At 40.7% G+C, this 11,079-nt stretch carries 6 protein-coding genes and 4 tRNA genes (1 of these 10 only partly in view); 8 read left to right on the top strand and 2 right to left on the bottom strand.

The features are described from left to right. The 4 genes from J6578_RS06190 to J6578_RS06175 all read left to right on the top strand — a co-directional run. Positions 1–22 (top strand) — tRNA-Gln (locus tag J6578_RS06190) (it extends 154 nt beyond the left edge of the window). Between the two features lie 29 nt (positions 23–51). After that, a tRNA-Gln gene (locus J6578_RS06185) sits at positions 52–127 on the top strand. 558 nt (positions 128–685) lie between these two features. After that, positions 686–1,672, top strand: coding sequence for a ribose-phosphate pyrophosphokinase (locus tag J6578_RS06180; RefSeq protein WP_080701815.1), 987 nt, complete (start codon positions 686–688; stop codon positions 1,670–1,672). A gap of 61 nt (positions 1,673–1,733) precedes the next feature. Next, positions 1,734–2,306: a 50S ribosomal protein L25/general stress protein Ctc gene (locus tag J6578_RS06175; protein ID WP_037407564.1), complete on the top strand. Its 573-nt coding sequence runs from the start codon at positions 1,734–1,736 to the stop codon at positions 2,304–2,306. A 547-nt stretch (positions 2,307–2,853) separates the two neighbouring features. Here J6578_RS06175 and rnr read toward each other — a convergent pair. Continuing rightward, positions 2,854–5,187 carry a ribonuclease R gene (gene rnr, locus J6578_RS06170; protein WP_093090316.1) on the bottom strand — a complete coding sequence of 778 codons (2,334 nt, stop codon included), beginning with the start codon at positions 5,185–5,187 and terminating at the stop codon, positions 2,854–2,856. 87 nt (positions 5,188–5,274) lie between these two features. On the opposite strand from rnr, the gene J6578_RS06165 reads away from it, so the two are divergent. Then, positions 5,275–5,361: transfer RNA gene (locus tag J6578_RS06165), tRNA-Leu, on the top strand. 508 nt (positions 5,362–5,869) lie between these two features. Further along, a tRNA-Leu gene (locus tag J6578_RS06160) sits at positions 5,870–5,956 on the top strand. A 145-nt stretch (positions 5,957–6,101) separates the two neighbouring features. Here the strand turns inward: J6578_RS06160 and J6578_RS06155 are convergent. Beyond that, a complete protein-coding gene (locus tag J6578_RS06155; RefSeq protein ID WP_287954120.1) occupies positions 6,102–7,403 on the bottom strand; it encodes a threonine/serine exporter family protein in 1,302 nt (433 codons plus the stop codon). Positions 7,404–8,098: 695 nt separating this feature from the next. On the opposite strand from J6578_RS06155, the gene J6578_RS06150 reads away from it, so the two are divergent. Both J6578_RS06150 and J6578_RS06145 read left to right on the top strand, forming a co-directional pair. Continuing rightward, the gene (locus J6578_RS06150; RefSeq protein ID WP_093090320.1) at positions 8,099–8,698 is read left to right on the top strand and encodes a nitroreductase family protein; all 600 of its coding nucleotides are present in this window, start codon (positions 8,099–8,101) and stop codon (positions 8,696–8,698) included. 480 nt (positions 8,699–9,178) lie between these two features. Continuing rightward, positions 9,179–10,945, top strand: a complete 1,767-nt coding sequence (locus J6578_RS06145) for a ShlB/FhaC/HecB family hemolysin secretion/activation protein (protein ID WP_180296253.1) — start codon at positions 9,179–9,181, stop codon at positions 10,943–10,945. Positions 10,946–11,079 lie beyond the last annotated feature (134 nt).

The following is an 11,079-nucleotide window of genomic DNA, read 5'->3' as shown; positions in this document are numbered from 1 at the left end:
TCGAATCCTACCTCCCCAGCCACATTTGAGTATTTAAGTAGTAGACCCTTTTGGGGAGTCGTCAAGTGGTTAAGACCCCGGATTCTGATTCCGGTATGCGTAGGTTCGAATCCTACCTCCCCAGCCAATTTAAATAAGCGTGTAAGTTTACTTACACGCTTATTTAATGTGTAAATGACAAATTGTTACATAAGAGCGTATGTATATCACCAGAAGTGATATAATGCGCCCAGCCGGATAGATGGAAATTCATACAAGCATAATAATGCTCCAGTATGTATAAACAGCTTTCACTATTTATAGATAGACTGATTGAAAGGTTAAAAAACACAACGCAGATTCAATCCTAGTAACAGAAAAGGTGTTACTATTTTGCCATGCTACGATCAGGCATTAGCAAAATCCATTGATTAAATCCGTATCAACCCTGATACTTGTAGCTAACCAGTGCACATACTGGGAAATCTTTTTTCAAAGAAGTGGTTATTACTTTTAAATTTAAAAGTAACGTAAATAGATAAAGACTGAGAGAAAAAGGCGTAAACTACCTTGCTCAGTTGATTACACTACTTGTTTAAATGACAGATACACCAGCGTCAGTGGTGATATGAAAGCCTTGGATTAAATGTTTAATCTACCTCATACAAACCAAACCAAACCTAAACAGGACTCAGGTACAACAGAAATGGCAGCATACGACAGTTTGATGGTGTTTACCGGCAATGCAAACCCAGAGTTGGCTAATAACGTAGCCAGACATTTAGATATTTCTCTGGGACGTGCCTCCGTAGGAAAATTCTCTGATGGCGAAATCGCAATTGAATTACTTGAAAATGTACGTGGTCGTGACGTATTTATCGTACAGCCTACCTGCGCACCAACCAATGATAATTTAATGGAAATCCTGACTATGGCTGATGCGCTTAAACGCGCTTCTGCCGGCCGGATTACCGCTGCCATACCTTATTTCGGTTATGCACGTCAGGATCGTCGTCCTCGCTCAGTTCGAGTGCCGATTTCTGCCAAGCTGGTAGCCAATATGCTGTATTCTGCCGGCATTGATCGAGTACTCACCGTTGACTTGCATGCCGACCAGATTCAGGGCTTTTTTGATATTCCAGTTGACAATATCTATGCCACTCCTATATTAGTGCACGATATTGAAAAGCAACGCATTGATAATCTGACCGTAGTTAGTCCTGATATTGGTGGCGTAGTGCGTGCTCGTGCCGTAGCCAAAACGCTGGGTACAGATTTAGCCATTATTGATAAGCGCCGGCCAAAAGCCAACGTGGCTGAAGTGATGAATATTATCGGCGAAATCCAGAATCGCACCTGCCTGATTATTGACGACATGATTGATACCGCCAATACCTTATGTAAAGCTGCATCAGCATTAAAAGAGCGTGGTGCAGAACGCGTGTTGGCCTATGCGACTCATCCAGTATTTTCCGGCGCAGCAATCGAACGTATCGCCTCATCAGAAATCGATCAGGTTGTAGTAACCGATACCATTCCATTATCTGAAGCTGCACAAAAATGCGAGCGAATCCGTCAGGTAAGCATTTCCGGCTTGCTGGCAGAAACTGTACGCCGTATCAGCAACGAAGAATCTGTGTCATATCTTTTTAATGAGGATGTGGCCATACCGGGAGCAATGTTTCTCCCTTAATCCCCAAAAGCCATCTTAAGCTGGTCGCGGCCGATGATGGCATTACAACCTTGGAGTAGTTATGTCTTACGAAATTAAAGCAGAAATCCGTGAAGCTCAGGGCACTGGTGCGAGCCGCCGCCTGCGTCGCGAAGGTAAAGTACCGGCTGTATTATACGGTGAAGGCACCGAACCGGTAGCTATTACTGTAGATCACCGTACCTTATGGTATGCACTGGAAAAAGAATCTTTCCATACTGCTATCATCAAACTGGACGTTAATGGTAAAACTTACGACGTTATCGTACGTGATTTCCAGATGCACCCATTTAAACCGCAAGTACAACATATAGATTTTCAGGCTGTTGATGCAAATAAAGCCATCAATATCCGTGTTCCATTACATCTGTTGAATGCAGCTATTTCTCCAGCAGAAAAATTGCAGAGTGGCCGCGTATCCCTATTAGCTACCAGCGTAGAAGTGAATGCATTACCGAAAGACATTCCTGCTGTGATGGAACTGGATGTTGCCACCATTCGTGCCGGTGAAATCCGCCACCTGTCTGATCTGGTATTCCCAGAAGGCGTTACCAGCGTTGCCTTGAATCGCAACGAGAATCTGGCTATTGCTTCTGCTACCGGTAAAAACAAATAAGCCAGATAGTTTAAATATAAACCTATATTTGAAAAGTATTTAGCTTATTACAGATAAATACTTAATAAAAACTGAAGCCTGTTATTGCAGGCTTCAGTTTTTTCGTAAAATTTATAGTCATGAACAGCCGATAAAATCACGCTTGTCCAGTAGCATAACAATAAAAAAATGAACTGATAACTCAAATATATAAAGCTATGCATTCTCAGAAACTGAATTGAGACAACATAATATAGCTCAAGAGCACAACACTAATAATCGCTTAAACTCCAAACTACTATCCATAAGCCCCAAAATATAAGTAGCTATCGACAAATTGCATATTGCCTTCCTATACAGGAGCAAACCATTCATACAATAATTGAATCACAGGCATACATTACAGAAACTTTTAAATACACCAATAAAAGCAGCCAGCAAAAAGCGCCTAATAAAAGCCTTTATAAACCCAAAATAACGAATTCATTGTTACAGAATATAAAACAGATTATCAGCAGACAGCTAAATTGCCTTAAGCTAAAACCTAATTAATAGCCATTAAACAAAATCAGGATCTTTTCCGGCCTGATCTGCTGCGAGTACTCGTTACGTGGGCTTTCTGGCCTGATGCCGGTTTAGTTCTAGAATCTTTTTGCTTATTATTAACTGCTTTGCGCGGTTTTTTAACAGCTGCCTTAAATTGTTTCTGAACCTTTTGTGTATTTTTTTTCTGAGATCGCTTGCCACTACTAGAGCTGATCAGTACCAAATCAATCCGACTAGTATCCAGATCAGCACGAGCGACTTTCACCATAACCTTGTCACCAAGCTTAAAGCGAATACCACTACGTTCGCCAACAATTGCCATCAGTTCAGGATGGAAATTGAAATAATCCTCACCCAGATCACTGATATGAATCATACCATCAATGTAAACATTATCTAAAGTAACAAACAGACCAAAATTTGCCATACCAGAAATCGTACCAGAAAACACCTCACCAATTTTGTCTTGCATATAGTAAGTTTTCAGCCAGTTTTCAACATCACGGCTGGCATTATCAGCTTTACGCTCCGCCAGAGAGCAATGTACACCTAACTCAGTCCATGATTTTGGCTGATACTGTCTGTGCTGTAAAATTGCCTTAATAGCACGATGCACCGTCAAATCGGGATAACGCCGAATCGGAGAAGTAAAATGCGTATATGCCGAATAAGCCAAACCAAAATGGCCTATATTTTGCGGTTCATATACTGCTTGCTGCATAGATCGCAGCAACATAACACTAATGACACTACGATCTGGACGTTCTTTGATTTTTTCACTTAGATCTGCATAATCCTTTGGCGTAGGATTATTACCACCATTTAATTGCAGACTAAGTAAAGCCAGTTGCTCGCGCAACGTACTCAGCCGTTCACTGGTTGGGCCAGCATGATTACGGTATAGAGCAGGGTGTTTATGCTGCTTAAGAAATTCAGCTGCGCAGACATTGGCTGCCAGCATACATTCCTCAATCAGACGATGAGCCTCATTACGTTCAACCGGTACAATACGTTCGATTTTACCCTGCTGATTAAATATCATCTGAGTTTCGATACTTTCAAATTCCACAGCACCACGTTGCAAACGCTTTTTCAGTAAAATCTGATACAGCCGGTACAAACTCAGTACATGCGTTTTCATAGGGTCGTCAAACTGATCATTACTAATCCAGTCCCATGCCTGCGTGTAAGTAAGCCGTGCATGAGAACGCATTATAGCCGGATAGAATTCATAGCTTTTAATATTGCCGGCATAAGTAATCACCATATCACAAACCAAACACAGACGTTCCACATTTGGATTAAGCGAGCAGATACCATTAGAGAGATTTTCTGGCAGCATAGGAATAACCCGGCGCGGAAAATACACACTCGTAGCGCGCTCCAGAGCATCATGATCAATAGCATCATCAGGATGAACGTAATGGCTGACATCAGCAATAGCTACCACCAGACGGTAATTACGGCCAATTTTTTCCGCATATACAGCATCATCAAAATCTCGTGCAGTTTCACCATCAATAGTAATCAGAGGCAGTTCACGCAAATCAACCCGATTTTTGCGCTCAGCAGCTGTAACATGATCAGGTATTTTTGCCGCCTGAGCCAGACATTCACGGCTAAATTGATATGGTAAATGATGTTTGCGTACAGCGATTTCAATTTCCATACCACTATCAGCATAATCACCTAAAATTTCAGTAACTCGAGCAACAGCGGCTTGTGTTGCATTCGGATAAGACTCAATTCTGGCCACTAAAACCTGCCCGGTTTTGGCCTTACCAAGAGAATCAGGCTGTAGCACAATACTGGCACCCAGACGCTTATCCTCAGGTACCAGCATCGCTACACCATGTTCAATAGCTAGCCGGCCAACCACATCCTGATTAGCGCGTTCAATCACATCCAGTACTTGGCCTTCGCGTCGTCCACGCCGGTCAGTACCTGCCGGCCGTACTGTAACAATATCCCCGTTCATCAACCCGCGCATTTGACGGGTATAAAGCACAAAATCACTACCATCTGCCGGATTCAACGGCACGGCAAAACCAAAATCATCCTTATGTACTTCAACACGACACTTAACCAGTGCCAGCTTATTAGCTACACAAACAGCACCACGGCGATTAATTAAAATCTGTCCGTCGCGCGCCATAGCGTTTAAACGCCGTTCAAAAAAAACTGTTTCTTCTTTCGTAATATTGAGTTTTTGTGCCAGCTCAGCCATTCTGACAGGGATGCCAATCTTTTCCAAAACAGCGATAATCCACTCGCGGCTGGGCAGGGGATTAGAATAACGTTGTAGTTCTCGTTGCAAATAAGGGTCTTGATGGCGTAAATCCGATTTTTTTTTCATAGGGTATTGACAATCTCTTTAGAGAAGATATAATGCGTTTCCTCAGTTAAAGGCATACTTTAACTGAAACTTGCAATATATGCAAAAGCCCAGGTGGCGGAATTGGTAGACGCGCATGGTTCAGGTCCATGTACCAGCAATGGTGTGGAAGTTCGAGTCTTCTCCTGGGCACCAGAATTCTGAAAAAAAGATATCTAATTTCTTAGATATCTTTTTTTCATTCAAAACATTCGTAAAGCACTTAAATTTTTAAATGCCATTCTCAAACTTTGTTTTTAAAGCATAACATCATAAACTAAAACAGAACAGAGTAGCATTTAAAACAACAAAGCTTAATGACTGCCAAAATCATAACCAATTAAAGCATAATATTATGAAAAATCTGCGGGCTGCCTGAAAGCTGTAAGCCCATACAAACCAAGATTTATATAAACATATACCACAACATGAGTATATACATAATGATTAAAATATTTATATCACATTGGCTATACCCATAACCAACAAAATACCTTCATATAAGCAATCTAATTGACAACATATTTTACAACAATAGAAAATTCTCTTGCCAATCAACAGCTATTATTCTTGATGCCCGTATTGCTATTGACAAATAGTACCAAAAATATATAATGCACAGCTCAGCTAAACGCAGCGAAATCATAGTTGCGGTAGAAAATAAGCCCAGGTGGCGGAATTGGTAGACGCGCATGGTTCAGGTCCATGTGCCAGCAATGGTGTGGAAGTTCGAGTCTTCTCCTGGGCACCAAAATTCCGAGAAAAGATATCTAAGAAATTAGATATCTTTTTTTATTTCTAAATGCGCAAGTAACTTTTCGCAAAACATAAAATTCTTATTTTATCCTTCTGCTTAAATACAGAACTGAATAAACTAGAGCAAAAAAACAAACAAATTACCTTCTATCATCAGCAGGTAACTGATTAAAAGCCCATTCTTTATCTGTGCAAACCCGTGCCAATACCAAACCTAACGGCAAAGCCAAAACAATAAGCATAGCCTGTGTGCCCCAGTTAATAGCACTAATAATATCGTTTTGCTGTACAAAATACATGGCACGAAACATATATATACCGGGCACCATAATACATACCGCAGGTATCGATAGAGCAATGCGTGGGCATTTACAGAGATGACTAAAATAAAAGGCACTAATACCAACCACAAATGCTGCAACCAGAGCGGCGGCTTGAATAGGAATATTGGTAAAATCGATTAATTCCAAACGCAGAGTATTGGCATACATCCCAATAAAGGCCGTCGTCAACGCAGTTTTAATCGGACTGTTAAAAAGCAGAGAAAACCCAAGTACACCCAAAAAGCTGGCAATCAGACGGAATAAAGCAGTCCAGACAGGATAAAGATTAGGAGTAAGCATAGCTTCCGGTGCCATATGGATACCGGCTGCAACCATCCAAGCTGCAAAAGTAGCGCAAAAAATTACAGTCATCGCATAGGCTACTCGTTGAATGCCGGAGGAAAAATCCAGCTTAGCCAAATCCAGCACACCTGTTATCAGCGGAAAGCCGGGAATAAGAAACAGCATAGAAGCAATATAGCCAGCAGTATGCTGAATATTAACTTCTAATAATAAATAACTAACACCAATAATCAAAAAATACAGACTTGAAGCCACAGCAGCAGCCAGCATAGTGACCACAAACTGATTCAAGTGCTTGTGTAATAAAGTGCGTCGTAATGCCTGCCCAAAACCAGAAGCGATCAGCACACCCAGCATCTCAATCAAACCACCACCGATTAGAAAAGTAAAAGAAGAGCAGGCAATAGCCGCAAATAATGCGGACTGGCGTAAACTATAAAGAGCTGGCTGATTTTCAATTTTTGCCAAAGACTGATCGAAATAGCGAATAAGTTCACTTTCACTCATATGCTGATAACGAGTCTGTATATCTAGTAACAACGTTTCCAGTAACTGAATATTATGAGTATTGATACCCACACCCTGAATATTAGTGACTTCGGTTTTAAACTGCTTACCACAGCGACAGGTTGAATTAATTTCCGTCAGCGTAACATGTGCCTGATTTTCTACCCCAAGCATATGAGCAACATGTCGCATTGACTGCTTAATGCGGAAACTACCTGTGCCTGCTGCTAAACAAATTTTACCAACCCGTAAAACCAAATCTGATTTAATATTTAACTGGAGCTCGTCAGAAGAAATAGGCAAAGTCATAATTGATTAAGCTATAACAACAAATTAACCATTATAACCCTTATATTTCTTAACAGATAAAATATATATTAACCAACCCATTAACATAATAGATAACGTAATGCATTATTAATCATACAACATAATCGAAAGTCAAATTGCAAGACTCCACACTAAGCAAAGAACCTTGTCATCAATATGACATAGATAACTTAACTTCATATAAAACAAACCCAGAGCAAAGTGCAGCGCAATACAAACTCCCAATAACATTTAAAGCAAATTAAAAGCCACTAAATAGATTTTGCAAAATTGAATTTAAAAGCCCAACTTTAGCAAGAAACCATAAACCAGCCCTAGTACATGTGCCTGCTGCGATAATTAACCTAATCAAACAACCGTAATTATTTAAAAAAATAGATTAAAAACAACCAGATTCCTAAACTAATTTAGCACCAATAAACAACTTGAAAGAAATCAATTCCTGCGAGGAAATGCTGCGTAACCACCAGTCAAAAGCACCCCCAACATAACGAATTTCAGTTATTTCTGCTCATTAAATATTGTTTTATAACAACAAAATTAATTAAACATCGTAAAAGTATATCTATTGTACAGTCAGATAAAGCTGGGTAGATTGACATTTTTCCGTTAGTATAGCAATGTACACATGAATCACATTTATAATTTAATTACAAAAGGATAAAGGAAATAAAATGAAAAATACATTGATAGAAGCCATCGAAAAACGTCGTACCCAATATACATTGGGTAAAAATGTTTCTCAGACACACGAGCAAATTACTGCCTTGATAGAAGAGGCCGTAAAACTGTCACCATCTGCCTTCAATTCGCAAAGCTCACGAGTGGTAATCCTGTTTGCTCAGCAAAGTGAAAAATTCTGGCAGATTGTCATGAATGAATTGCGTGCCATTGTTCCAGCCGACAAATTTGCGCCCACCGAGACCAAGATCAATAGCTTCGCTGCCGGCATTGGAACAGTATTATTTTACGAAGATCAGCAAACCATTGCTAGCCTGCAACAGCAATATCCCAGTTATGCTGAGCAGTTCCCCATTTGGTCAGAGCAGGGTAGTGGCATTGCACAGTTTGCTGTCTGGTCGGCACTAGCCAATGCCAATATCGGCGCCAGCTTACAACACTATAACCCGCTGCCAGATGCCGCTGCCGCCAAAGAATGGCAGATACCGGATAGCTGGAAACTACGAGCAATGATGCCTTTCGGTTCCAATGAAGCCCCATTTCCTGAAAAAACCTTTATTGATGATACCGAACGCTTTAAAGTATTTAATTAGCCCTGTCTGTAACGTAACTATATAGACTAAAACTGGCCGGATTGACATACAGTCCGGCTTTTTTTATCTTGTTTTCTAAGCTTAAACAGACAATCTTATATCAGTACAAATAATTAGCAATAAAATTGCTAATTTTAAATAAAACAAACATAAAAAAACTAAATAAAATGAAAATACGCAATATTGTAATAAAAAACCAGCAAAAATAGACATAAAAAACTAACTTAACTAATAACCTTTTTCTTTCACACCATATTTTTAATATTAATAAATTCTTAAATTACAACAAGATTATTTATACAGAAATCAAATGACTGTAAAATTTTTATCCTACACTTATCATTTATCTACCCTGATTTCGGCACTAATATGCCTCAAAACGTAATTGCAGATTTCTATCTGTTTAAAACAAATCAGGTTGAAATCTGTACACAATGCCGTTAAAATTTACTAATATTAACAACATTTAGTAAGTGTAAAATGCAGATCAAAAAACTTGCACTATTGCTAAACCTGTTGGGTTGTGGCTTGTTGCACGCCTATGCTGCCCCAATGTCCGCAACGACAGAACAGCTGGAACAAAAACAGCAACAGCAGATTATTCGTGAGCAGCAGCGTCAGCAACAATTCCAGCAGCGAATGCAACCTGATATTAATGTGCGTTTACAGCCTGAAGAACAAAACTTGTCGACAGACAAACTAGTAACAGACGAGACCCCTTGCTTTGCCATTAACAGCATCAGCTTAATTGGTGAAGAAGCAAGCCGTTTTCAGTTTGCCTTAAAAAAAGCCATTCGTCAGAGTCATTTCGTCCCCGGTATGTGTTTAGGCCCCAAAGCTATTAACCAACTCATGACATTGGCGCAAAATGCCGTCATTGAACGCGGGTACACCACAACCCGTATCTTGGCCAGCCCGCAAAATCTTACCAGTGGAAATTTACAACTAAATGTTATTCCTGGGCGTATCCATACTATTCGCTACAATTTGGATAGCGCTGCTACCACACATGTTGGACGCATTCGCCATATACAAAATGAATTTCCAGTTAGAGCAGGAGACATCCTGAATCTACGCAAGCTAGAGCAGGGGCTGGAAAATCTGCGTCGTGTTCCAACTGCTGAAGCCGATATTCAGATTGTGCCAGCAGAAGAACCCAATCAGAGCGATATCGTAATTAGCTGGTCGCAACGTACCATACCTGCGCGATTAAGTCTTAACGTAGACGATTCAGGCAGCCATTCAACCGGGCGCTATCAGGGTGGCGTTACCCTATCAGTAGATAACCCATTGGGATTAAGTGATTTATTCTACATCAACTACAACCATGATTTAGGTGGTAAAGACAGCTATTTCAGCGACGAAGGAAAAACCGGCAGCGGTACTCATGGCTATGCACTGCATTATTCCATCCCCCTTGGTAACTGGTTAATGGCATTTAACCGCAGCCATTACCGCTACCACCAAGCTGTAGCTGGTTATAGTGAAAACTATGATTACAGCGGAAACAGCGATAATACTGATATTAGCATTACCCGCATGTTGTATCGTAACAGCCACCGTAAAACCGATGCCACTGCCAAATTATGGCGGCGAGAATCCCATAATTTCATTAACGATGCCGAAATCGAAGTGCAACAACGACGTACTGCCGGCTGGGCAGTCAACTTAAACCATCAGGAATACATCGGCAATGCCATCCTTAACCTCGGTATAGGCTACAAGCGTGGCACAGGAGCAAATAACAGCTTGCGTGCACCTGAAGAAGAGTTTGGTGAGGGTACCTCACGCATGAAAATTATCAGTGCAGATATTGGCTTTATGTTGCCATTTACCTGGGGCAAACAGCACCTGAGCTACGACAGCAACTTTCATAGCCAGTGGAACAAAACACCATTAATCACCCAAGATCAGATTTCCATAGGTGGACGTTATACCGTTCGTGGATTTAATGGCGAAATGACCCTGATGGGGGAACGAGGCTGGTATTGGAACAACAACCTTAACTGGCAATACATGTCAGGGCAACAGATATATCTAGGGTTAGACGTCGGCCACGTTGCAGGACCAGCCACTGAAATGCAGCTAGGAAAAACCTTAGCCGGAGCTGTAATCGGCTTCAAAGGACAGATCAAAGCTGGCGGAAACTGGTATTACGACATATTTGCTGGCAAGCCCATATCCAAACCACAGTACTTCCGTACACCAAAAACCAGCGTTGGCTTCAGTCTAAACTATTCCATGTGAGCAAACTGCAACCCAACAGCCAAATCTTAAACCAAAACATACATCCTTAATTATCAAGAGAAAACAAAGAATATTTTAAAGGTATAAAAATGAATAAAAACCGCTATAAAATCATCTATAACAAACATCGCGGA

It is taken from the genome of Snodgrassella sp. (assembly GCF_024103505.1).
In the GTDB taxonomy this organism is placed as follows: domain Bacteria; phylum Pseudomonadota; class Gammaproteobacteria; order Burkholderiales; family Neisseriaceae; genus Snodgrassella; species Snodgrassella communis.
The sequence above is the reverse complement of the archived record's forward strand: the minus strand, read 5'-3'. Positions and strand labels throughout refer to the sequence as shown.

Coding starts and splice junctions, on each gene's coding strand:
- J6578_RS06180 (WP_080701815.1), top strand. CDS start 686: ATGGCAGCATACGACAGTTTGATGGTGTTTACCGGCAATGCAAACCCA.
- J6578_RS06175 (WP_037407564.1), top strand. CDS start 1,734: ATGTCTTACGAAATTAAAGCAGAAATCCGTGAAGCTCAGGGCACTGGT.
- rnr (WP_093090316.1), bottom strand. CDS start 5,187: ATGAAAAAAAAATCGGATTTACGCCATCAAGACCCTTATTTGCAACGA.
- J6578_RS06155 (WP_287954120.1), bottom strand. CDS start 7,403: ATGACTTTGCCTATTTCTTCTGACGAGCTCCAGTTAAATATTAAATCA.
- J6578_RS06150 (WP_093090320.1), top strand. CDS start 8,099: ATGAAAAATACATTGATAGAAGCCATCGAAAAACGTCGTACCCAATAT.
- J6578_RS06145 (WP_180296253.1), top strand. CDS start 9,179: ATGCAGATCAAAAAACTTGCACTATTGCTAAACCTGTTGGGTTGTGGC.